This is a genomic window from Pseudomonas sp. GD04015, assembly GCF_029837675.1.
GTDB lineage: Bacteria > Pseudomonadota > Gammaproteobacteria > Pseudomonadales > Pseudomonadaceae > Aquipseudomonas > Aquipseudomonas paralcaligenes.
The window spans coordinates 51,772-74,635 of sequence record NZ_JAOEEE010000010.1; the positions used below are offsets into that span (position 1 = coordinate 51,772).

The 22,864-nt window shown below is 67.5% G+C and carries 22 protein-coding genes and 1 tRNA gene; 13 read left to right on the plus strand and 10 right to left on the minus strand.

Annotated features, from left to right (window positions below; all coding sequences use genetic code 11):
- The first annotated feature begins 4 nt into the window (after positions 1 to 4).
- Positions 5 to 1,408, plus strand: a complete 1,404-nt coding sequence (locus tag N7640_RS11220; protein ID WP_279904792.1) for a lipid II flippase MurJ — start codon at positions 5 to 7, stop codon at positions 1,406 to 1,408.
- A 33-nt stretch (positions 1,409 to 1,441) separates the two neighbouring features.
- Here the strand turns inward: N7640_RS11220 and N7640_RS11225 are convergent, their stop codons facing one another.
- Positions 1,442 to 2,527: an acyltransferase gene (locus tag N7640_RS11225; RefSeq protein WP_279904793.1), complete on the minus strand. Its 1,086-nt coding sequence runs from the start codon at positions 2,525 to 2,527 to the stop codon at positions 1,442 to 1,444.
- An 11-nt stretch (positions 2,528 to 2,538) separates the two neighbouring features.
- Positions 2,539 to 3,651, minus strand: a complete 1,113-nt coding sequence (locus N7640_RS11230; RefSeq protein WP_279904794.1) for an acyltransferase — start codon at positions 3,649 to 3,651, stop codon at positions 2,539 to 2,541.
- Positions 3,652 to 3,908: 257 nt separating this feature from the next.
- Between N7640_RS11230 and N7640_RS11235 the strand changes: the two genes are divergently transcribed.
- The gene (locus tag N7640_RS11235; RefSeq protein WP_279904796.1) at positions 3,909 to 4,229 is read left to right on the plus strand and encodes a hypothetical protein; all 321 of its coding nucleotides are present in this window, start codon (positions 3,909 to 3,911) and stop codon (positions 4,227 to 4,229) included.
- A 9-nt stretch (positions 4,230 to 4,238) separates the two neighbouring features.
- Here the strand turns inward: N7640_RS11235 and glp are convergent, their stop codons facing one another.
- A complete protein-coding gene (gene glp / locus N7640_RS11240) occupies positions 4,239 to 5,432 on the minus strand; it encodes a gephyrin-like molybdotransferase Glp (RefSeq protein WP_279904798.1) in 1,194 nt (397 codons plus the stop codon).
- Positions 5,429 to 5,968 carry a molybdenum cofactor biosynthesis protein B gene (moaB, locus tag N7640_RS11245; protein WP_279904801.1) on the minus strand — a complete coding sequence of 180 codons (540 nt, stop codon included), beginning with the start codon at positions 5,966 to 5,968 and terminating at the stop codon, positions 5,429 to 5,431. The genes glp and moaB overlap by 4 nt, the downstream gene beginning before the upstream one ends.
- Before the next feature lie 65 nt (positions 5,969 to 6,033).
- On the opposite strand from moaB, the gene mobA reads away from it, so the two are divergent.
- The 5 genes from mobA (at position 6,034) to N7640_RS11270 (ending at position 9,817) form a co-directional block, all read left to right on the plus strand.
- On the plus strand, positions 6,034 to 6,636 hold the full coding sequence (mobA, locus tag N7640_RS11250) for a molybdenum cofactor guanylyltransferase MobA (RefSeq protein WP_279904802.1): 603 nt from the start codon (positions 6,034 to 6,036) through the stop codon (positions 6,634 to 6,636).
- A gap of 117 nt (positions 6,637 to 6,753) precedes the next feature.
- A tRNA-Pro gene (locus N7640_RS11255) sits at positions 6,754 to 6,830 on the plus strand.
- A gap of 276 nt (positions 6,831 to 7,106) precedes the next feature.
- Positions 7,107 to 7,841, plus strand: coding sequence for a hypothetical protein (locus N7640_RS11260; RefSeq protein ID WP_279904803.1), 735 nt, complete (start codon positions 7,107 to 7,109; stop codon positions 7,839 to 7,841).
- A gap of 222 nt (positions 7,842 to 8,063) precedes the next feature.
- Positions 8,064 to 8,810, plus strand: a complete 747-nt coding sequence (locus N7640_RS11265; protein WP_279904804.1) for a hypothetical protein — start codon at positions 8,064 to 8,066, stop codon at positions 8,808 to 8,810.
- Positions 8,811 to 9,112: 302 nt separating this feature from the next.
- The gene (locus N7640_RS11270; RefSeq protein WP_279904805.1) at positions 9,113 to 9,817 is read left to right on the plus strand and encodes a 4'-phosphopantetheinyl transferase superfamily protein; all 705 of its coding nucleotides are present in this window, start codon (positions 9,113 to 9,115) and stop codon (positions 9,815 to 9,817) included.
- On the opposite strand, the gene N7640_RS11275 is transcribed toward N7640_RS11270, so the two are convergent.
- The 3 genes from N7640_RS11275 to metE all read right to left on the minus strand — a co-directional run bounded on the left by N7640_RS11275 (position 9,814) and on the right by metE (position 13,229).
- Entirely contained in the window at positions 9,814 to 10,098 is a 285-nt protein-coding gene (locus N7640_RS11275; RefSeq protein WP_279904806.1) for a hypothetical protein, read from the minus strand. The genes N7640_RS11270 and N7640_RS11275 overlap by 4 nt on opposite strands.
- Before the next feature lie 112 nt (positions 10,099 to 10,210).
- Positions 10,211 to 10,861, minus strand: coding sequence for an epoxyqueuosine reductase QueH (locus N7640_RS11280; RefSeq protein WP_279904807.1), 651 nt, complete (start codon positions 10,859 to 10,861; stop codon positions 10,211 to 10,213).
- Between the two features lie 67 nt (positions 10,862 to 10,928).
- Positions 10,929 to 13,229, minus strand: coding sequence for a 5-methyltetrahydropteroyltriglutamate--homocysteine S-methyltransferase (metE, locus tag N7640_RS11285; protein WP_279904808.1), 2,301 nt, complete (start codon positions 13,227 to 13,229; stop codon positions 10,929 to 10,931).
- Positions 13,230 to 13,340: 111 nt separating this feature from the next.
- On the opposite strand from metE, the gene metR reads away from it, so the two are divergent.
- The 3 genes from metR to N7640_RS11300 all read left to right on the plus strand — a co-directional run bounded on the left by metR (position 13,341) and on the right by N7640_RS11300 (position 16,347).
- A complete protein-coding gene (gene metR / locus N7640_RS11290; protein WP_279904810.1) occupies positions 13,341 to 14,261 on the plus strand; it encodes a transcriptional regulator MetR in 921 nt (306 codons plus the stop codon).
- Between the two features lie 65 nt (positions 14,262 to 14,326).
- Positions 14,327 to 15,064, plus strand: coding sequence for a glutathione S-transferase family protein (locus N7640_RS11295; RefSeq protein WP_279904811.1), 738 nt, complete (start codon positions 14,327 to 14,329; stop codon positions 15,062 to 15,064).
- Positions 15,065 to 15,183: 119 nt separating this feature from the next.
- Entirely contained in the window at positions 15,184 to 16,347 is a 1,164-nt protein-coding gene (locus N7640_RS11300; RefSeq protein WP_279904812.1) for an OpgC domain-containing protein, read from the plus strand.
- A gap of 81 nt (positions 16,348 to 16,428) precedes the next feature.
- Here N7640_RS11300 and N7640_RS11305 read toward each other — a convergent pair whose 3' ends face one another.
- The 3 genes from N7640_RS11305 to N7640_RS11315 form a co-directional block, all read right to left on the minus strand.
- Positions 16,429 to 17,076 (minus strand): class I SAM-dependent methyltransferase, encoded by a 648-nt coding sequence (locus N7640_RS11305; RefSeq protein WP_279904813.1) that lies wholly within the window; start codon positions 17,074 to 17,076, stop codon positions 16,429 to 16,431.
- A gap of 86 nt (positions 17,077 to 17,162) precedes the next feature.
- Positions 17,163 to 17,492 (minus strand): Grx4 family monothiol glutaredoxin, encoded by a 330-nt coding sequence (gene grxD / locus N7640_RS11310; RefSeq protein WP_043309270.1) that lies wholly within the window; start codon positions 17,490 to 17,492, stop codon positions 17,163 to 17,165.
- A gap of 140 nt (positions 17,493 to 17,632) precedes the next feature.
- Entirely contained in the window at positions 17,633 to 19,741 is a 2,109-nt protein-coding gene (locus tag N7640_RS11315) for a molybdopterin oxidoreductase family protein (RefSeq protein ID WP_279904815.1), read from the minus strand.
- A gap of 228 nt (positions 19,742 to 19,969) precedes the next feature.
- Here N7640_RS11315 and N7640_RS11320 point away from each other — a divergent pair, with 228 nt between their 5' ends.
- The 3 genes from N7640_RS11320 to N7640_RS11330 all read left to right on the plus strand — a co-directional run bounded on the left by N7640_RS11320 (position 19,970) and on the right by N7640_RS11330 (position 22,864).
- Positions 19,970 to 20,608 carry an SGNH/GDSL hydrolase family protein gene (locus N7640_RS11320; RefSeq protein ID WP_279904816.1) on the plus strand — a complete coding sequence of 213 codons (639 nt, stop codon included), beginning with the start codon at positions 19,970 to 19,972 and terminating at the stop codon, positions 20,606 to 20,608.
- Positions 20,609 to 20,846: 238 nt separating this feature from the next.
- Positions 20,847 to 21,764: an ornithine carbamoyltransferase gene (gene argF / locus N7640_RS11325; protein WP_279904817.1), complete on the plus strand. Its 918-nt coding sequence runs from the start codon at positions 20,847 to 20,849 to the stop codon at positions 21,762 to 21,764.
- The gene (locus N7640_RS11330) at positions 21,761 to 22,864 is read left to right on the plus strand and encodes an ABC transporter ATP-binding protein (protein ID WP_279904818.1); all 1,104 of its coding nucleotides are present in this window, start codon (positions 21,761 to 21,763) and stop codon (positions 22,862 to 22,864) included. Before argF ends, N7640_RS11330 begins: the two co-directional genes overlap by 4 nt.

Here is a 22,864-nt window from a genome sequence, read left to right on the forward strand (position 1 = left end):
CCGCATGTTCGGCTCCACGCTGTGGCTGACGCTGGCCACCCTGGTCGGCCTGGCGGCCGGCTTCGCCCGCGAGTGGCTGCTGGTCGACGCCTGGGGCGCCAGCCTGCGCAGCGACGCCTTCCTGGTCGCGCTGTTCCTGCCCGAGGCGGTGCGCATGGCGATGGCCACCGGCCTGTTCAGCTCCGCCGCCCTGCCCCTCTATCAGAAGCGCGACGCCGCACAGCGGGCGGCCTGGCTGTCGGCCCTGACCGCGCGGGTGCTCGGCACCGGCTTCGCCATCGCCGGGCTCTTCTACCTGGCCGCACCCCTGTGGGTCTGGCTCATCGGCCCGGGTCTGTCCGACGCCGGACGGGCCCTGGCCGGGCAGAGCCTGCAACTGCTGGCATGGTGTGTGCCCGGCTTTCTCCTCCACGCCCTGCTGTGCATTCCGCTGCAGGCCCACGCCCGCTTCGTCCTGGCGGGCATGGGCTCGCTGCTGTTCAACCTGCCGCCGGTGGTCTACCTGGCGCTGCAGGGCGGGCAGGCCGAGCCGGCCGGGCTCGCCGCCAGCTGCGTGGTGGGCAGCCTGCTGATGCCGCTGGCGCTGCTGCCGGCGATGCGCGGCATGGGCTGGCGGCCCTGGCACGTCCGCGCGGACGACGACTGCGGCCGGCAGCTGCTGGGCCGGCTCGGCCCGCTGCTGGCCAGCACCCTGGCGAGCCAGGGGCTGGCGCTGCTGGAACGGATGGTCGCCTCGCTGCTGGGCGAAGGCGCGGTCACCTGGCTGAATTTCGCCCGCAAGCTGATCAACCTGCCGATGGTCGCGCTGATGAGCCTGAACCAGGTCCTGCTCGGCCTGATGGGCGGCAAGTCGGAACAGGAACGCCTGGCCCTGCTGCGTCGCGGCACGGCCCTGGCGACGCTGCTGACCCTGCCGGTCGCGGCGGGTGTGGTCGGCGCGGCCGAGCCGCTGATCGAACTGCTGCTGCCCGCCCAGGCCAGCGGCGGCGTGCTGGCCGCCCTGCTCGGCTGGCTGAGCCTGACGCTGCTGTTCGCGGCCTGGAACGCCCTGCTGGCGCGCTACGCCTACTCGGTCGGCGACACCCGCCTGCCGCTGGCCTGCGAACTCGCCGGCAACGCCCTGAACGCCGTGCTGTTGCTCAGCCTGCCCTGGTGGCTGGGCCTGAAGGGCATCGCCCTGGCCGCGCTGCTGGGGGTGGTGCTGACCGGCCTGCTGCTGATGCGCAGGCAACACCTGCTGGCGCGGCTGGACTGGCGGCGGCAATGGGCGCTGGCACTGGCGTTGCCGGCCCTGGCCCTGCTCATCCCGCTGGCCCTGCCCCACGGCTGGTGGCAGCTCGGCGCCGCCACCCTCGCCGGCCTGGCCCTGCTCGGCGCCCTGGCAGTCCTGCTCAAACCCTGGAAGTAGGGTGCGCCGCGCGCACCGGGCAAGGCCTGCCCGCTAACGCGGCGCCTTCTCCCCGCTCGTCCCCTGCGCCTCGCCCTCTTGCCCCGCCCGCACGTAGTGGCTGTTCTTCAGCAGCCAGCGCTTCTCGATGCCGTGCCACATCAACGCCGCCCCGCACAGGGTCAGGCCCACCGCGACGCCCAGGGCCAGCCAGGGGTTGGCGTCGAAGGCGCCGAAATGCACCAGCGTCTGCACGATGGGAAAGTGCAGGATGTACACGCCATAGGAGAAGTCGCCGAACTTGCAGAAGTTGCCGACGTAGTTGTACAGCGCGAAGAAGATCACCAGCACGCCCAGCGCCAGAGGCCTCAGGGCCTCGATCTCGACCACCGGGCGCAGCAGGAAGTAGGCCACGGAGGCCAGCACCAGCCACTTCAGGTGCCGCTCGAAACGCGGCAGCAGGTAATAGAGCAGCGCGCCGGCAATGAAGAAGCGCAGCTGCCCCGGCAGCTGCTTCTCCAGCAGCTCGTACAGGCCACGCCCGGTGCTTTCGAGCAGGTGCAGCATGACCAGCGAATAGACCGTCGAGGCCACGAACAGCGCCAGCATCACTCGCAGGTAGCCGGCGCGCCGGCACAGCCAGACGATGGCGGGAACGCTCAGGTAGAACATCACCTCGATCTTGATGGTCCACAGCGCGCCGTTCACCGAAGCCAGCCGGTTGTCGGTGAACACCCCGGGCAGGTCGGGCTGGACGAAGTTCAGGAAGCCCAGGTTGAAGGCCAGGTAGCGGAAGAAGCCGCTGGACAGGAAGTAGTCCGCCAGCGGCAGCTCGCTGACGCCGCAGAGCAGGACCGCCGCCAGGGTCACCGAGACGAAATAGGCCGGGTAGATGCGCCGGCCGCGCTTCTCGAAGTAGTCGGCCAGCGAGCGTGACTTCTCGTAGCTCATGAAGATCAGGAAGCCACTGATCACGAAGAACGACTCGATGGCGATCTTGCCGGAGAGCAGCGTGTCGATGATCGACAGCTCGCCCGCCGCCGACAGCTCGTGGGCGTGCAGCAGGCACACCGCCAGCGCCAGCAGCAGGCGGATCAGGTCGAAGTTGTTCTGCCGCAGGCGCGGGCTGTCGATGCGCATGGTCGTCCCGGTCACTTGGCGGGCTTCACCGACAGCTTGGCGGTGTCCTCCTGGGCCGGCTTTCGGCTGAACAGGCGCTTGCCCAGGCGATTGGCGCCGTTCATCAACGGTTCCTCGATCAGTCGGAAGCCGACCAGACCATAGACCATCACCGCCGTGAACATCAGCACCAGCAACACGACGTTGCCGGGCACGCTCGGCGAGGACGGCCCGAACAGCACCCAGCACTTGCCGACCACGCCCAGCACCAGCAGGTGCGACAGGTAGGTGGTATAGGAGCTGTCGCCGATGGCCACCATGAAGCCGGGCACCCGCAGCAGGCCGCGACGTTCGAGCAGGGTCGCGCCCATGGTCAGCAGCCCGAACAGGCAACCCAGGCTGAACACCCGGACCAGCCCCTCGCCGCGGAACAGCCCGTAGGTGTAGCCGACGGGCACCCCGACCAGCGGAACGAACAGCAGCATGCCCAGGGCCAGGCGGCTGGAAACCCGCTCGCTGGCCGGGCTGAAATAGAACAGGGCGATCATGCTGCCGAGCACGAACTCGACGGCGTAGGGATGCAGGATCAGCCGCAGGAAGGGATTCAGGCTGGCGGTGTCGAGCACCAGGTTGGCGCAGATGATCAGGCCGGCCCAGCCGGCGAGAATCCAGGGCAGGTAGCGCTCGCGGCAGAGCATGAGGGAGGTGAAGACCAGGTAGAACCACATCTCGAAGATCAGCGACCAGGCGACCATCACCAGCGGCAGGTTCTCGTCCGGGATCAGGAAGAACGACTTCCACAGGTTCGGCTGGTCATGCCCGCTGTTGACCCAGGCCGGCATGATCAGGAACACCGCCAGGGTGATGAAGAAGTACACCCAGTACGGCGGGTAGATCCTCGCCACGCGGGCGTAGGCGAACTTGACGATTTCCCGCGGCACCTGGAAGCGGCCGCGGGACACCATCACCATGATGAAACCGCTGACCACGAAGAACCAGTCGATGAACAACTGATTGAAGTCCTTGATCGCGGCCGGCAGCAGCGACAGCCCGGCATACTTCTCCTCGGCGAACGTCATGTGGCCGATGACCACCCCGGTCAGGCCCAGACAACGAAACGCCTGGAGACTGTTCAACTTCGACATGCCGTGCTCCGGAACTGCAACGCCTCCCGCGGCAACGCAGGAATGCGCCAGAAAATAGCGCCAATAAACTGGCAGAAAGAGAAAAGGAAGGGGCCTGGAGGCCGTACGTGCGTAATTTGCGGCAGGATGCCATCATGCCCGGGAGCCTGGCAAGGCACGGCTGTCGCGATGGACGCCCCTCGACCGGGGCGGCGGAATCCTGACTCTTCCACCCTTTGTCGTCCCCGAAAGAACCCGTTGGAGAAGCGGAGTCACACATGACTCATCAAGTTGCAACCCGGAACATCGCCCTGTCCCTGCTGCTGTGTTTGGCGACGGTCGCCCCGCTGGCGCAGGCCGCCGACGACGACCCGATACGGATGATCATCAAGCAGTACGACCGGGACCTGTACTCGACCATGGACGACCTGCTCTACATCCGCACCCACCAGTGCCTGGAGCCGGCCTACAGCGAGAACGCCATCCTGTTCTACATCCCCTATTCGGACGACAACAAGCTGCAGTTCAGCTCGAAGGTCGAATGCAAGGTCCTGGAGCTGTACGACCGGGGCGCGCACTACAGCAAGGAAGGTCGCTGAGCGGCCGGCTCAGCCCAGCAGCTCGCTCAGGGGGATGAAGCGCACCGGCTCGCCCTCCTCCAGGCTGCGCCCCTCGCGCACCTCCACCAGCCCGTCCGCCCACACCGCGCTGCGCAGCACTCCCGAACTCTGGTTCGCATAGAGCACCGCCCGTCCCGCCTCCAGCCGGGCGCGCAGGTATTCGCGGCGGTTGCCCGCCCTGGACCAGGCGAAGCCGGCGGGCACCTCGACGCTGAGCGGCTCCACCGCCTGGACGCCCATCCGCCGCAGCAGGTAGGGGCGCGCCAGCAGCGCGAAGGTGACCAGCGTCGACGCCGGATTACCCGGCAGGCCGAGCACCGGCACGCCACGGAAGTGGCCGCAGGTCAGCGGTTTGCCAGGCTTGATCGCCAGCTTCCACAGCGTCAGTTCGCCTTCCTCGCGCAGCACCTGGCCGAGGCAGTCGGCCTCCCCCACCGAAACGCCGCCGGTCGACAGGATCAGGTCCATGTCCGCCTGCCCAGCCAGCACTTCCCGGGTCCGCCGGGGATCGTCGGGCAGGATGCCGGCGTCACGCACCTCGCAGCCCAGGCGCCGCAACCAGGCGATCAGCAGGCTGCGGTTGCTGTTGTAGATCTGACCCGGGGCAAGCGGCCGGCCTGGCTCCACCAGTTCGTCCCCGGTGGACACGACGGCCACCCGCGCCTTGCGCCGCACAGTCAGCAGCGCCTGGCCGAGCGAGGCGGCCAGGCCCAGCTCCACCGGTCCCAGGCGTGTCCCGGCCTGCAACACCCGCTCACCGGCGCGCGTCTCCTGCCCCTGCGGGCGCACATGCTGGCCCGGCCGGAGCGGCTGGGTGAAACGCACACGACCCTCCGCCTCCTCGGCGTTCTCCTGCATCTCGACGGTGTCGGCGCCCTCCGGCATCGGCGCACCGGTGAAGATGCGCGCGCAGGTGCCGGGCTGCAGCGGCCCCGGCGCCTGGCCGGCGAGGATGCGCTGGCTGACCGGCAACGATTCTCCACGCCAGTCGGCGTGGCGCAGCGCATAACCGTCCATCGCGCTGTTGGGCCAGGGCGGCAGGTCCAGGGACGCCACCAGGTCCACGGCCAGCACCCGGCGGTCGGCCTGCTCCAGCAGGACATCCTCACAGGGCAACGCCTCGGCCTGCTCCGCCAGCGCCAGCAGGCGCTGCAGGGCTTCTTCCAGCGGGATCAGGCTCATCCGCGGCTCTCGCAGGCGTCCGCCTGCTTCAAGTGGGGGACGAAATTGCACGGCCGATGGCGGCTGTCCAGCTGCTCGCGGAGGATGCCGTCCCAGGCGGTGCGGCAGGCGTTGGTCGAGCCGGGCAGGCAGCACACCAGCGTACCGTTGGCCAGCCCCGCCAGCGCCCGCGACTGGATGGTGGACGTGCCGATGTCCGCCAGGGAAATGTGCCGGAACAGCTCGCCAAAGCCATCGACATGCTTATCCAGCAGGCAGGCGACCGCCTCGGGCGTGCTGTCGCGGCCGGTGAAACCGGTGCCGCCGGTAATCAGGACCACCTGCACCTCATCCTCGGCGATCCACTGCGCCACCTGGGCGCGGATGCGGTACAGATCGTCCTTCAACAGCACCCGGGCGGCCAACCGGTGCCCGGCCTCGGTGAGCCGGTCGACGAACAGCTGGCCGGACGTATCGGTTTCCAGGGAGCGGGTATCGCTGACGGTGAGAACGGCGATATTCAGCGGCACGAAAGCCGCCTCGTCCTTGTGGCTCATGGCGTGATCCGGTTGTGATGAAGTCAGGCCGGTGTTATATCACGCGCCTTCCCTGGAATTCCCCGATGACCGTCGACGAGCCCTTGCCCTGCTCCATCCTCCTCCTGGCCGGCGGCCGGGGCCAGCGCATGGGCGGGCGGGACAAGGGCCTGCTGGAATGGCAGGGCCGGCCGCTGATCGCCCACCTGCACGCGCTGACGCGACCGCTGACCGACGACCTGATCATCTCCTGCAACCGCAACGCCGAGCATTACGCCCCCTACGCCGACCGACTGGTGGCAGACGCCGAGGAACACTTCCCCGGCCCCCTCGCCGGCATCCTCGCCGGCCTGGCGGCCGCCCGCCATCCGCACCTGCTCGTGCTGCCCTGCGATGCGCCTCGGGCGGACCTCGCCCTGATCGAAGACATGCGCATCCTCGCCCGGCACGAGCCGGACAAGGCGGTGCTCATCCGCCGCGGAGAACAGTGGGAACCCCTCTTCTGCCTGCTGCCCAAGGCATTCCTGGCCCCTCTGCAACAAGCCTGGCAGGCCGGCGAACGTAGCCCGCGCCGCGCGCTGCTGTCGCTGAGCATCCTCGCCCTGCCCTGCGCGGAACACGACCCGCGACTGGCGAACCTGAACACACCGGAACTGCTGGCCGAGACCCCGCCTGGCGCTCCCTCCTGAGGAAGCGGCTCGTGGCCGTCAACCCGGCCCTCGTCACCTCGCGACAATGCGCCACGCAAAAAAATTCAGCTAACACCTTGTGCAATAAAACTTTTTCGGTAGAATGCGCGCCATCTTCGGAGCGTAGCGCAGCTTGGTAGCGCGTCTCGTTCGGGACGAGAAGGTCGCTGGTTCGAATCCAGTCGCTCCGACCATATCCCGGTTTCCTGCTGTAGCCAGCAGCTCAGGAAACACATCAACAAAGCCCGCCTAGTGCGGGCTTTGTTGTTTCTGGCCTTCTCACCCCAAACGCCTCTTCGTGTACACCTGCTTGTGTGCTCGTTGCTCGCTAAGCGCCCCTTATCCGCGCAAACTTCCCGCTTGCAGCCCTTAGCTTCTACCGCATACCAACCCATAGCGCGTAAAATAATGGCACTTCACCATCACAGGAATCTGTCGTGAATAGGTTCGTTACAGGGATAGTTCTCGTCTTGTCCGCACTCCTTAGTGGCTGCGCCGCCGGCAAAAGGATCGACTACCGCGAATCGGTACCGACCATTTCATTGCCCTCTCCCGTAGAGAAGAAAGGAATCGAGGTGCTGGTGGTCGATCAGCGCCCCTACGTCATCTCCGGCAACAAGAAGCCCAACTTCGTAGGCGTGATGCGAGCGTTGGCATACGTCCCTTACAACATCACCACTGTCAGCGGCTTTGAGCTGTCCAGTGACATTGAACAGGCAACGATGTCTGCGCTAGGCGGACATTACCTTACCGCCCGAGCCGTGCTCCCAGGCGCCAACGAGGCCAGCAGCCCTGATCATCTGTTGCTACGGATGACCTTGCGTGACTGGAAAAACGACGTCTACATGCGCGCCCGCTTCGACTACGACGTGACAGCCGAGGTCATCGACCACAACGGTACCGTGCTGGCCTCGAAGAGCGCGAAACATAAAGGCGCCGTCAATCACTTCATCGTCGCCGGCACTTCAGTACTTCAGGAGGTACTGGATGATGATCGAGTGGTTTCCGCTTTAACTGGCCGGCTTGCCATCGAGCCACCGGATGCGACCCCAGCAGCGCATACGGCAGCCCCACAAGGCGCCCGCCCAACTTATGACGAGTGCATGCGTCGCGTGCTGAAGATCACAGACAAACAACTTCGCTTGCAATCCATGAGCGCCTGTGACGCAGCCATCCAAAACGAAGGAACCCAACTAAGAAACTGATGCACATCGGGATTGCAGCGACAGCAGTCGCAACCCCAACCTCCTCAAAGCCTAGCTCCAGCTATGACGACGGCATGAGGCGAGTGCTACGGATATCTGATCACGACCTGCGTATGCAGGCCCTTGAGGCCTGCGATAGCGCTCAATAACTTGAGTCCACGAAGAGCCCCCTTTGCCCTCCAGCTTCATAGGCACTGATTTCTGCCAGGATGTATCCCCCTCATGAAACTTCGGAACATTGCTGTAATCGCCACAATGGCGCTGCTCACAGGCTGCGCCTTCGGAATCAAGGTCGACTATCGGATGGCGTTGCCTTACGTCCAGCTGGAGCCATCGACCGAGAAGCGTGTCATCGAGGTGGCAACCGTGGATCAGCGGCCTTATATCCTCAGCGGTAATAAGCGGCCGCAGTTCGTGGGTGTATCGCGGGCGTTGTACTACAACCCCTACAACATCAATACGGCGAGCGGGCTCGGCCTGGTCACCGACCTGCAGAGCGCGATGATCACCGCGCTGGCCCGCGACCCTTCGGTGCAAGCGAGGGCAACCCAGAACAGGGATCGCGCCTCGGCTTCCGGCACCCGCCTGCTGGTGCTGACCGTGCGCGAATGGAAGTCCGACGCCTACATGCGAGTGCGGTTCGACTACGACGTGACGGCAGAGGTCAAGGACGAGCAGGGCCTGGTGCTGGCGACCAAGACTGCAAAAGGTCGCGGCGCGATCACCCACTTCCTCAACGCCGGCGCCGATGTCCTCAATCAGGCGCTAGGGGATCATGAGATCGTCAAGGCACTGGGCAGCACGCCGACCCCGCTCGTCGCTCCAGCCCGAGCACCGGCCGCGCTGACTCCAGCGACCGCATCCGCGAAGCCAGGTATCCAGTACGACGACTGCATCAGGCGCGTGCTCAGGATCTCCGACCAGCAGCTGCGCCTGTCGGCCATGAGCGCCTGCGACAGCGCGAAGTAGCCTCATCGCTGTTCCGAGACGCGAAGAACCGGCCACCTGGCCGGTTTTTTCGTTAATGACCTGGCGTGAAGGATGTTACGGACCGGCAAAAAAACGGGAGCCGCAAAGGGCTCCCGCACTCGATCAGTAGAGTAAAACCACGACGGCATCGCCTGTCGCGGCTACAACCTCACCAGCGCCCATTGAGGGCGCAGGTTGCAATCTGGCACAAAACAAGCGTTTGCTCCGTATCACTTCGTAGCCAGCCTGCAAAGAAATGTAAACGGCTGGCCCGCTCCGGACGGCCACGGCAGAATGCGGCCATGACCGCCCATATCCCGCCCTTCTGCCAGTTGCTGGCCACCCCGCCTCTTCTCGCGTTGCCCGACATCCAGCTGGTATGCGCCAGTTTCGACCCCACGCGGCTGGCGGCGGACGACTTCCATCGCTGCGCCATCGAACCGGTGCGGGGCGTGGCCAAGCGCCAGGGCGAGTACCTGGCTGGCCGGCTGTGTGCCCGCGAGGCGCTGCGCCGGCTGTGCGGCCAGGCGCTGGTGCCGGGGCGTGACGAGGAAGGCGTGCCGATCTGGCCGGCCGGCGTGGTCGGTTCCATCACCCATGGCGCCGGGCAGGCCGCGGCACTGGTCGCTTTCGGCAGGCACTGGCGCGGGCTGGGGCTGGACCTGGAGAAGCGCCTGGGCGCCGAGCGTGCGGCGAGGCTGGCGGGGGAAATCCTCACGCCTGCCGAGATGGAGCGCGCCGCCGGGCTGTCGCCCGAGGCCTTCGCCCGCCATGTGACGCTGACTTTCTCGCTCAAGGAGAGCCTGTTCAAGGCCCTCTACCCGCTGGTGCTGCAGCGCTTCTATTTCCACGACGCCGAACTGCTCGAACTGAACGAGGACGGCCGTGCCGAGCTAGTTCTGCTGATCGACCTGGGCACCGAATGGCGCCCAGGCACCCGGCTGAGCGGGCAGTACCGCGAGTACGACGACTACCTGCTCAGCGTCGTCGCAATTGCCCCTCGCTAGACAAACGCCTGCCTGCCGAAGCCTCGGGGCAGGCGCTGGCGGCCTGGCAGGCCGCTGAGACGGGCCTCCCAGGAAGTGCGCCAGTCGCTGGTCGCCCGCGCGATCTTCTTCTGCCGCGACGCCCGCCGCGCGGCATTGCGCGCGCTGCGCCGGGCCTCGGTGAAGGCTTCGGTCTTGCGGCAGTTGCGGCACTTCACCTTGGCCAGTTCGGTCGTGGAAGGCAGCTTTTCTCCGTGAGAGCCACAGGCGAGGTGGCCGGAGACCTTGTAGTGCATCACCATCGCGAATCTCCTGCAGGTGGGCGGCCCGTCCGTGTCGGCCGGGCCGATGCCCCTCAGGGGTTCGGACTGCGCCGGTGGCGGCGCGGTTCAGGTCGCGTGACCGGTGCGGCCGTCAGTCGTCGCCGTAGTACTGCACGCCGATGCGGATGATGTCGCGCTCCTGCGCCTTGCGCTGGTGGTTGGTGTCGCGCAGCGAGTAGATGCAACCGCAGTATTCCTGCTGGTAGAAGCGCTCGCGCTTGCTGATCTCGATCATCCGCGCCGAGCCACCGCCCTTGCGCCAGTTGTAGTCCCAGTAGGTGATGCCGGGGTACTTGGCGGCCGAGCGCGCGCCGCTCGCGTTGATCTGCTGCATGTCCTTCCAGCGCGAGATGCCCAGCGAGCTGGAGATCACCGGGAAGCCGTGCTCGTGGGCGTACAGCGCGGTGCGCTCGAAGCGCATGTCGAAGCACATGGTGCAGCGGATGCCGCGCTCCGGCTCGTGCTCCATGCCCCTGGCCCGGGCGAACCAGTCGTCGGTGTCGTAGTCCGCGTCGATGAAGGGCACGCCCTGCTGCTCGGCGAAGCGGATGTTCTCTTCCTTGCGCAGCAGGTACTCGCGGGTCGGGTGGATGTTGGGGTTGTAGAAGAAGATGGTGTAGTCGATGCCGGAGGCAGCTATCGCCTCCATCACCTCGCCGGAACAGGGCGCGCAGCAGGAATGCAGCAGCAGCCTGTCGGCGCCGCCCGGCAGGGTCAGCCGGGGTCTCACGAACTCGGACATGGGCATTTCTCCATGAAAAAACGGAACGGAGCGCGAGGCTCCGTTCCGTCCGTGACACACGCCCGGCTCAGGCCAGCTCGGCGCGCAGCTGCCTGGCCGCGGCCACCATGTTGACCAGCGCCGCCTCGGTCTCCGGCCAGCCGCGGGTCTTCAGGCCGCAGTCCGGGTTGACCCACAGACGCTCGGCCGGCACCCGCTGGGCGGCCTTCTTCATCAGGCGGACCATCTCGGCGCTGTCCGGCACGCGCGGCGAGTGGATGTCGTACACGCCCGGGCCGATCTCGTTGGGGTACTCGAAGCGCTCGAAGGCGTCCAGCAGCTCCATGTCCGAGCGCGAGGTCTCGATGGTGATCACGTCCGCGTCCATGGCGGCGATGGACTCGATCACGTCGTTGAACTCGCTGTAGCACATGTGGGTGTGGATCTGGGTCTCGTCGCGCACGCCGGAGGCGGTCAGGCGGAACGATTCGGTCGCCCAGTCCAGGTATTCCTGCCATTGCGCCTTGCGCAGCGGCAGGCCTTCACGGAACGCGGCCTCGTCGATCTGGATGACCTTGATGCCGGCGGCCTCCAGGTCGACCACCTCGTCGCGGATGGCCAGCGCCAGCTGGCGCGCCTGCTGCTCGCGGGAGATGTCGTCGCGCGGGAAGGACCACATCAGCATGGTCACCGGGCCGGTCAGCATGCCCTTCATCACCTTGTCGGTGCAGCTCTGGGCGTACTGGATCCATTCCACGGTCATCGGTCGCGGACGACTCAGGTCGCCGTAGATCACCGCCGGCTTCACGCAGCGCGAGCCGTAGCTCTGTACCCAGCCGAAGCGGGTGAAGGCGTAGCCGTCGAGCTGCTCGGCGAAGTACTCGACCATGTCGTTGCGCTCCGCCTCGCCGTGCACCAGCACGTCCAGGCCGAGCTGCTCCTGCACTTCCACCGCGTGGCGGATCTCGCTGTGCATGGCCTCGGTGTATTCGGCGGCGGACAACTTGCCGGCCTTGAACGACTGGCGCGCCAGGCGGATCGCCGAGGTCTGCGGGAACGAACCGATGGTGGTGGTCGGGAACGCCGGCAGGTCCAGGCGGGCGCGCTGCAGCTCGATGCGGGTGGCGAACGGCGACTGGCGCTGGCTGTCACGCTCGGTAATGGCCGCCAGGCGGGCCTGCACGGCCGGCTTGTGGATGCGCGGCGAGGCGGCGCGGCTGGCCTGCACCTTGCCGCTCTCGGCCAGGGCGGCCTGCACGTCGGCGTTCTGCGGGTCGCGCAGGGCCTGGGCCAGCACGGCAACTTCGCGGCACTTCTGCACGGCGAAGGCCAGCCAGCTCTTCAGCTCGGCGTCCAGCTTGTCTTCGCGGGCCAGGTCGACCGGGCTGTGCAGCAGCGAGCAGCTCGGCGCCACCCACAGGCGCTCGCCCAGGCGCTCGTGGGCCACGCGCAGGATGTCCAGGGCCTTCTCCAGGTCGGCGCGCCAGACGTTGCGGCCATTGACCACGCCGAGCGACAGCACCTTGTAGGCCGGCAGGCGGTCGAGGATGCCGGGGAACTGCTCCGGGGCGCGCACCAGGTCGATGTGCAGGCCATCCACCGGCAGGCCGGCGGCCAGGCCGAGGTTGTCTTCCAGGCCGGCGAAGTAGGTGGCGATCAGCTTCTTGCCCGGCTCCTTCTGCAGCAGGTTATAGGCGCGCTCGAAGGCGTTCTTCCAGTCCTGCGGCAGGTCGAGGGCGAGGATCGGCTCGTCGATCTGCACCCACTCGGCGCCCTGAGCGGCGAGACGCTGGAGGATTTCGCCGTAGACCGGCAGCAGGCGTTCGAGCAGGTCGAGGCGGTCGAAGTCGCTACCCTTCTCCTTGCCCAGCCAGAGATAGGTCAGCGGGCCGATGATGACCGGCTTGACGTTGTGGCCCAGGGCCTTGGCTTCGTCGACCTCTTCGAACAGCTGCTCCCAGCTCAGGGCGAACTGCTGGTCGGCGCTGAATTCGGGGACCAGGTAGTGGTAGTTGGTGTCGAACCACTTGGTCATTTCCTGGGCGTGGGCACCGCCGCAGCAGGTGTTCTGGCTGCTTCCAGAAACACCCCGCGCCATGCCGAACAGGGTGTCCAGGGTCGGCTTGCCGCCATGGGCGTGGAAGCGCTCGGGAATCACGCCGAAGGTCAGCGAATGGGTCAGCACCTGGTCGTACCAGGCGAAGTCGCCGACCGGCAGCAGCTCGATGCCGGCGTCCTTCTGCACCTGCCAGTGGGCGGCGCGCAGCTCGCGGCCGACGGCGCGCAGGCCGGCTTCGTCCAGTTCGCCCTTCCAGTAGGCTTCCAGCGCCTTCTTCAGCTCGCGGTCGCGGCCGATGCGGGGAAAGCCGAGGTTGTGTGCCAATGCCATCTGTCTGTCTCCAGTGTTCGTGAATGGCGCACATTCTCGACACCCGGCACCTCATGAGACAAACTCAACATATTCGTGATGATCACAAGTTTTATTCATTGAGATTCGCTCATGTTGGAACTGCGCCACCTCAAGACCCTGCACGCCCTGCGCGAAACCGACAGTCTGGTGGAGGCCGCCGAGCGCCTGCACCTGACCCAGTCGGCCCTGTCCCACCAGTTCAAGGAGCTGGAGGAGCGCCTGGGCATGCAGCTGTTCGTGCGCAAGACCAAGCCGGTGCGCTTCACCAGCGCCGGCCTGCGCCTGCTGCAACTGGCCGACAGCCTGCTGCCGCAGCTGCGCGCGGCGGAGCGCGACATGGCGCGGCTGGCCGGCGGCACCGCCGGGCGGCTGCACATGGCCATCGAGTGCCACAGCTGCTTCCAGTGGCTGATGCCGACCATCGACCAGTTCCGCGACGCCTGGCCGGAAGTGGAGCTGGACCTGGCCTCGGGCTTCTCCTTCGCCCCGCTGCCGGCGCTGGCCCGCGGCGACCTGGACCTGGTGGTGACCTCCGACCCGATCGAGCTGCCCGGCATCACCTACGTGCCGCTGTTCACCTACGAGGCGCTGCTGGCGGTGGCCAACCAGCACCCGCTGGCCGGCCGCCCCTACGTGACCCCGGAGGACCTGGAGCGGGAAACCCTGATCACCTATCCGATCGAACGCGACCGCCTGGACATCTTCACCCGCTTCCTCGAACCGGCCGACGTGGAGCCGGCCCAGGTACGCACCTCCGAGCTGACGGTGATGATGATGCAACTGGTGGCCAGCGGCCGCGGCGTGTGCAGCCTGCCCAACTGGGCGCTGCACGAGTACAGCTCGCGCGGCTACGTGACCGCCAAGCGCCTGGGCGAGCGCGGCCTGTTCGCCACCCTGCAGGCCGGCATCCGCAGCGACATGCTCGACGCGCCGTTCATGCGCGACTTCCTGCTCACCGCCAAGGACACCTCCTTCGCCACTCTGTCGGGGGTCAGCGCGGCGCGCGGCTGACGCGACTTCTTGGTCGCTGCATCAGCCCGTACACTCCGCCCTTCCCTCCGTCGAAGGCCCGCCCGATGCGCACCCTCTACCAGTTCCCGATCTCCCACTATTGCGAGAAGACCCGCTGGCATCTGGACCACAAGGGGCTCGACTACCGGGTGGACAACCTCTTCCCCGGCGTCCATCGCCTGAAGAGCAAGCGCCTGGCCGGTATCGTCACCCTGCCGATCCTGCGCGACGGCGAGCAGGTGGTGGGCGACTCCACCGCCATCGCCCTGCATCTTGAACAGCGCTACCCCGAGCATCCCCTGCTGCCCGATGACGCCGAGCAACGCGCCCGCATTCTGGAGCTGGAGGAACGCTTCGACCGCCTCGGCGTTCACGTGCGGCGCTGGCTGTACGGCCAGATCGAGGACTGGAGCAGCGTGATGCACGCCATGCTCAAGGTCTACCGCCCCTGGTTCGGCCTGCGCGACCTGATGAAGCCGCTGCTGATCAATGGCGTGAAGAAGCTCTACGGCATCCGTCCGGACCGGGTGGCCAAGTCCCGCGACGAGCTGCTGGCCGGCCTCGACCTGATCGAACAGCTCACCGGCGGCGATCCCGCGCGCTACCTGGTCGGCGACCGGCTGAGCCTGGCCGACGTCAGCGCCGCCGCGCTCTACGGCCCGCTATTCACGCCGCCCGGCACGCCCTGGGAACACATCGCCGGGCACGACAGCAGCACCCAGGCATTCCTCGACGAACTGGCCGCGCGCCCCGCCGGCCAGTGGGTGCTGCGCCGCTACGCCGAGGACCGCGCGCGCCGCTGAGGCGCATCGCCGGGCATGACCGCTGGTCATGCCGGCGCATCAACCGGCCACCGGCCGCAGTCACAGCGTTATCGACCTGCGGGCGGAACGGGTCCGTCCGTGCCACGCGAGGACGCATCATGACGCACAGCGGCCGTGACCTGCGCATCGACCTGTTCCGCGGGTTGGCGCTGGTCTTCATCTTCTGGGACCACATCCCGGGCAACCCGCTGGCCCAGGTCACGCCGCGCAACGTCGGCCTCAGCGACGCGGCGGAAATCTTCGTGTTCCTCGCCGGCTACGCCGCCGTGCTGGCCTACGGCAAGCTGCTGCAGCGCGACGGCTACCTGGTCGCCTGCCTGCGCATCCTGCGCCGGGTGTGGGTGCTCTACGTGGCGCACATCTTCCTGCTGGCGGTACTGATGGGCATCGTGTTCTTCACCAACAACCACGTGGAGCAGAAGGACTTCGTCGGGGCGATGGGGCTGGACTACTTCCTCAGCCACCCGCAGCAGGCCGTCACCGACGAGCTGCTGCTGCGCTTCAAGCCCAACCTGATGGACCCGCTGCCGCTGTACATCGTGCTGCTGGCCGCCCTGCCGGTGTGCCTGCCGCTGCTGCTGCGCTGGCCGGTGGCGCTGCTCGGGGCGTCGTTCGTGCTCTACCTGCTGGCGCCGCTGCCGGACATGAACCTGGCCGGGCCGCAGGGCGGCGAGTGGTTCTTCAACCCCCTGGCCTGGCAGTTCCTGTTCTTCCTCGGCGGCGGCGCGGCGCTGCACGCCCAGCGCCGCCCGGCGGAGGCGCCGCGCCCCGGGATCGGCCATCCGCTGTTCGTCGCCTGCGCGTTGTATCTGGTGCTATGCGCCGCGCTGGCGCTGTCGTGGAAATTCCCGCCGCTGCACGAGCAATGGATGCCCCAGGCGCTGGCGGACCTGATCTACCCCATCGACAAGACCGACCTGTCGCCCCTGCGCCTTTTGCACTTCCTCGCCCTGGCCTACTGCGTCGCCGTGGTGCTGCCGAGCGGCGACTGGCTCAGGCGCTGGCCGGCGCGGGAGATGTGCCGCATGGGCCAGTATTCGCTGGAGGTGTTCTGCCTCGGCGTGGTGCTGGCGCCGCTGGCCGACGCCGCCAACAACCTGCTCGGCGAGCACTGGCTGGTGCGCTTCGCCACGGCCATGGCCGGCCTCGGCCTGATGATGGCGCTGGCGGTCTGGCTGGACTTCATCAAGAGCGTCGGCCAGCGCCGTACGCAGCCGGCACCGCGCGACCCGCCGCCACAGCTGATCTACGGCGCTCGCTAGCACCTACCTAGAAGCGGTGCGCATGGCGCACCCTACGGGGCGGTGCAATACCGTAGGGTGCGCCATGCGCACCGATAAAGGTCAAACCGCCTGCAACAGCAGGGACGCGGGCTTGCCGGTCTGGGGATGCAGCGGCTCCACCTGCTTCTCCAGCGTCCAGCCGACATCGGCCAGCAGGTCCAGCCAGGACTCCAGGGTGCGGAAATACCAGGGCATCGGCTCGACGAAACCCTCGCCAAAGCCCTCGAAACGCTCCAGGCGCCAGCCATCCATGTAGGGATCGCCGGCCATGCGCGGATGCAGGGTCTGGATCAGCAGCCGGCCACCGGGTTCGAGCAGTTCGCGCCAGTCGCGCAGCGGCAGGTGCTCGTCCAGCAGGGCGAAATTGCACAGCAGCAGGTCGAAGCGGCCGAGCCCAGCGCCGGACAGATAGGCATGGCTGCACACGCGGTAGTCCGCCCCACCCGCCGCCCGGGCCGTGGCGATGAGCGCCGGCGAAGCGTCCACACCACACATTGCCACGCCCCGCTCGGCCAGGGCGCGGCACAGCCAGCCCTCGCCGCAGCCGATGTCCAGCGCCCGGCGCGGACGCAGGGCCAGCGCGGCCTCGATGATCGCCGCGTCCGTGACCAGGCGTCGACTCTCGATCCGCCCCTCGCGCACCGCGCGGGTCCAGCCCTCGGCGTTGAGCTGCCAGCTGTGCGCCAGGCGCTCTGCCGGCTGGCTCATGGCTGGCTCGCGCTGGCCGGCAGAAAACGCCGGCCATAAAAAAGCCGATGCAATCGCATCGGCTTCTTCGTGGGCACCACCGGGACTTACTCGGCCTTGGCCTTCTCGGCGGCGTCCTTGATCAGGGTCTGCAGCTCACCCTTCTCGAACATCTCGGTCATGATGTCGCTGCCGCCGACCAGCTCGCCGCCGACCCACAGCTGGGGGAAGGTCGGCCAGTTGGCGTACTTCGGCAGGTTGGCGCGGATTTCCGGGTTCTGCAGGATGTCCACGTAGGCGAACTTCTCGCCACAGGCCATCACCACCTGCGCGGCGCGCGAGGAGAAGCCGCACTGCGGCGCATTCGGCGAACCCTTCATGTACAGCAGGATGGTGTTGTTGGCGATCTGCTCTTTGATGGTATCGATAATATCCACGACTCACCTCGTCTGAACTTTCCCGGACCTGTGCCGGGCGCGGTGGGGCGATTGTACACGAAAGCCCCAGCGGCGGGCTCGGAGAAGCGCCCATCGATCCCCGCCGGCGCAGCCCGGATGCGATCCGGACCGCCGCGCGGCTACGCCGCCTCGACCCGCACCGGCACGCCGTTCAGCGCGGCGTTGCCGGACACCGCGTCGAGCTGGCGCTCGTCGGTCAGGTCGTTGGCGCTGGCACCCGGCTGGGCACTGGCGATCTCCATGCGCACGCCGGGGCGCGCATGGCCCCAGCCGTGGGGCAGGCTGACCACGCCGGGCATCATCTCCTCGCTGGCCACCGCCTCCACCTCGATCGTCCCGACCCGCGACTGCACCCGCACCCGCTGGCCGTCGGCCAGGCCGCGCCCGGCCATGTCCTGCGGGTGCATCAGCAACTGGTGGCGCGGCTTGCCCTTCACCAGGCGCTGGTAGTTGTGCATCCAAGAATTGTTGCTGCGCACGTGGCGGCGGCCGATCAGCACCAGCTCGCCCGCGGCCGGCAGGGGCTGGGCGGCGAAGCGCGCCAGGTCCGCCACCAGCAGTTCCGGCGCGGCCTCGACGGCGCCGGAACCAGTCTTCAGGCGCGCCGCCAGGTTCGGCCGCAGCGGCCCCAGGTCGATACCGTGGGGGGCCGTGCGCAGCGTCGCCAGGCTCAGCTTGTGCTCGGACTTGTCGCCGTACGGACCGAAGCGCAGGCCCATGTCGATCATCTGCGCGGGCGGCATGGTGGGCTTGAGTTCGCTACCGTTCTTCGCCGCGAAGGCGCGGGCCAGGCCGACGAAGATTTCCCAGTCGTCCAGCGCGCCGACGGGCTTGGCCAGCACCGGCTCGTTGAAACGGGTGACGTTGCGCACGGCGAACACGTTGAAGGTGGTGTCGTAGTGGTCGTGCTCCAGCGGCGCGGTGGGCGGCAGGATCAGTTCGGCATGGCGGGTGGTCTCGTTGATGTAGAGGTCCACCGAGACCATGAAGTCGAGCCCGTCCAGCGCCTGCTCCAGCTGGCGGCCGTTGGGCGTGGACAGCACCGGGTTGCCCGCCACGGTGACCAGCGCGCGTACCTGGCCCTCGCCGGGAGTGAGCATTTCCTCGGCCAGTGCCGCCACCGGCAACTCGCCGCCGTATTCCGGCAGCCCGGAGACGCGGCTCTTCCAGCGGTCGAAGTGGCCGCCCGAGGTGGTCGCCACCAGGTCCAGCGCGGGGCTGGTGCACAGCGCGCCGCCGACCCGGTCGAGGTTGCCGGTGACCAGGTTGATCAACTGGATCAACCAGTGACAGAGGCTGCCGAAGGCCTGGGTGGAGACGCCCATGCGCCCGTAGCACACGGCCGACTCGGCGGCGGCGAAGTCGCGGGCGAGCTGGCGGATGTCCTGCGCCGGCACGCCGCAGCGCGCGCTCATGGCCTCGGCGCTGAACGGCGCTACGGCCTCGCGCACCTGCGCCAGGCCGTTCACCGGCAACCCGCCCTCGTGGGTCAGGCCCTCCTCGAACAGGGTGTTGAGCAGGCCGAGCAGCAGCGCCGCGTCGTTACCCGGGCGCACGAAGAGATGCCGGTCGGCCATGGCCGCCGTCTCGCTGCGCCGCGGGTCGACCACCACCAGCGTGCCGCCGCGCGCCTTGAGCGCCTTGAGGCGCTTCTCCACGTCCGGCACGGTCATGATGCTGCCGTTGGAGGCCAGCGGGTTGCCGCCGAGGATCAGCATGAACTGCGTATGGTCGACGTCCGGGATCGGCAGCAACAGGCCGTGGCCATACATCAGGTAGCTGGTCAGGTGATGCGGCAACTGGTCCACCGAGGTAGCGGAAAAGCGGTTGCGCGTCTTCAACTGGCCGAGGAAGTAGTTGCTGTGGGTCATCAGCCCATAGTTGTGCACGCTGGGGTTGCCCTGGTACACGGCCACGGCGTTCTTGCCGTGCTCGGCCTGGATCGCCGACAGGCGCTCGGCGACCAGCTCGAAGGCCTCGTCCCAGCCGACCGGCTGCCACTGGCCGTCGACCTTGCGCAGCGGCTGGCGCACCCGGTCCGGGTCGTTCTGGATGTCCTGCAGCGCCACCGCCTTCGGGCAGATATGGCCACGGCTGAACGCGTCCTGGGCGTCGCCCTTGATGGAGAGAATCCGGCGGCTGCCGTCCTCCTGGTCTTCGGTTTCGATGGTCAGGCCGCAGATGGCCTCGCACAGGTGACAGGCACGGTAATGGAGGGTCTTGGTCATGGCCTAGCCTCTATTGTTCTGTTCGAGACGACCGGTCTAGTCGTCATCCGCTGACTATGGAGCGCCCGGCACGGGTTGGCCAGGGCCCTCAGCTTCATGAATCGACAGGCATCAGGGCCACGGATTCAAGAGCACCGGCAGACCGCTGGCATCTGTGCCGGCGAGGCGGCAGGATTGCACCGGGTCGCTCGACCCGGAAAACCACAATAACGAGCAAGGAGCATTGCCATGAACATGAAAACGATCATCGTCGCCACCTCGCTGATGCTGGCCAGTCTCGGCGCCAGCGCAGCCAACCGGTACGTGGTCCTGTCGGACAGCATCTTCACGCAGGCCTACGGCACCACGCGGCCGAGCAAGATGGCATTCAACCTCGTCAACACCAGGATCGACGCCATCGTCCATGTCGTCGGCTCCCCCGGCGCCACGGTCGCCCCGCAGGGCGGCTATCTGGGCGCGGCCGACATGCTGGACGCCATCGAGTTCATCAGCGGTCGCGGCGGCATGAACGGCGTGTTCATCCAGGTATCCACCAACGACCATGGCCTGGGCGTCCCGCTGGAAACCTATAAAAGCAGCCTGCGCACGCTGGTTTCGGGCATCCAGTCCAAGGGACTGGGCGTGATGTGCATCAAGCCGATCTGGAAGATCAGCCAGGATGTGCCCAATGCCGTCGGCCTCACGCTTTCCCACTACCAGCAGGCGATGACCGACGTCTGCGCTGAGTATGGCGTGGCCACCCTCACCTTCAGCGCGGCCGCCTCCGACTTCGTGGACGGCCTTCACCTGAATGAGGCAGGCCATGGCAAGTTCGCGGAGTGGTTCATCAATGTAGGGGTCTACCTGGGAGGATGGACCCGAATCTGACGAAAACCGGCTATCGCCGATAGCCATCCGGCGCCGCCATGACAAGTCCATGGCGGCACCCTGAAGATCCTTCGGCAGCCCCTCGATCCTGTGCCAGGTTGGCACGCCGCGACATTTGCTTATAAGATCGCGCCTCCCCCATTCGTCGCGCCCGGGCGGTTACAGCCGCCGTGTGGATGGTTTTTCCCCGGAAAATTCGGGGCCGCGACCGTTGTTCGAAACCAAGGTAGTGAAGCAGATGAGCGCCAGGCACTTTCTCTCGTTGATGGATTACAGCCCGCAGGAACTGAGCGGCCTGATCCGTCGAGCCATCGAGCTGAAGGACCTGCGCCGCCGAGGCGTGGCCCACGAGCCGCTGAAAGGCCGCATCCTGGGCATGATCTTCGAGAAGGCTTCCACCCGCACCCGCCTGTCCTTCGAGGCCGGCATGATCCAGCTCGGCGGCCAGGCCATCTTCCTGTCTCCGCGCGACACCCAGCTCGGCCGCGGCGAGCCGATCGGCGACACCGCCATCGTCATGTCGAGCATGCTCGACGCGGTGATGATCCGTACCTACGCCCACAGCAACCTCACCGAGTTCGCCGCCCACAGCGCGGTGCCGGTGATCAACGGCCTGTCCGACGACCTGCACCCCTGCCAGCTGCTGGCCGACATGCAGACCTTCGAGGAGGCGCGCGGCGCCATCGCCGGCAAGACCGTGGCCTGGGTCGGCGACGGCAACAACATGTGCAACACCTATCTGGAGGCGGCCGTGCGCTTCGACTTCCAGCTGCGCATCGCCTGCCCCGAGGGCTACGAGCCCAAGGCCGAGTTCCTCGCCCTGGCCGGCGACCGCGCGCGCATCGTGCGCGACCCGCGCGAGGCGGTGGCCGGCGCCCATCTGGTGAGCACCGACGTGTGGACCTCCATGGGCCAGGAAGAGGAAAGCGCCAAGCGCCTGCGCCTGTTCGCCCCCTACCAGGTCAACCGCGCGCTGCTCGACGCCGCCGCGGACGACGTGATCTTCCTCCACTGCCTGCCGGCCCACCGCGGCGAGGAGATCAGCGAGGACCTGCTGGACGACCCGCGCTCGCTGGCCTGGCAGCAGGCCGAGAACCGCCTGCATGCGCAGAAGGCGCTGCTGGAGCTGCTGGTCGCCCCGGGATACCGCCCATGAGCCAGGTGCTGCTGTCGCTGCGCGGCCTCGCCTGCGGCTATCAGGACCACCGCGTGGTGCAGACCCTCAACCTGCACCTCAACGCCGGCGACATCGGCTGCCTGCTCGGCCCCTCGGGCTGCGGCAAGACCACCACCCTGCGCGCCATCGCCGGCTTCGAGCCGGTGCAGGAAGGCGAGATCGAGCTGGCCGGCGAGGTGATCTCCCGCCCCGGCTTCACCCTCGCCCCCGAGAAACGCCGCATCGGCATGGTGTTCCAGGACTACGCCCTGTTCCCCCACCTGACCGTGGCGGAGAACGTGGCCTTCGGCATCCGCAAGCATCCGCAGCGCGATGCGGTGGTGGCCGAGCTGCTGGAGCTGGTCAAGCTCACCGCCCTGGGCAAGCGCTACCCCCACGAGCTGTCCGGCGGCCAGCAGCAGCGCGTCTCCCTGGCCCGCGCCCTGGCGCCGGAACCGCAGCTGCTGCTGCTCGACGAGCCCTTCTCCAACCTCGATGGCGAGCTGCGCCGGCGCCTCAGCCACGAGGTGCGCGACATCCTCAAGGCGCGCGGCACCAGCGCCATCCTGGTCACCCACGACCAGGAAGAGGCCTTCGCCGTCAGCGACCAAGTCGGCGTGTTCAACAAGGGCCGCCTGGAGCAGTGGGACACCCCCTTCAACCTCTACCACGAGCCGGCCACGCCCTTCGTCGCCAGCTTCGTCGGCCAGGGCTACTTCATCCGCGGCCAACTGCAGAGCCCCGACACGGTGCAGACCGAACTCGGCGTGATCCGCGGCAACCGCGCCTACCAGTGGCCGGAAGGCAGCGCGGTGGACGTGCTGCTGCGCCCGGACGACATCGTGCCGGCGGCGGACAGCGGCCTGCACGCCCAGGTGGTCGGCAAGACCTTCCTCGGTGCCGCCACCCTGTACCGCCTGCAGCTGCCGACCGGCACCCAGCTCGAAGCCATCTTCCCCAGCCACGCCGATCACCTGCCGGGCCAGCAGGTGGGCATCCGCATCGCCGCCGAGCATCTGGTGGTGTTCGCCGCCCAGGGCAGCGTGGCGGCCCAGGTCAACCTGGCGGAATCCGGCGTGCGCCGCTACAGCGGTAACTGA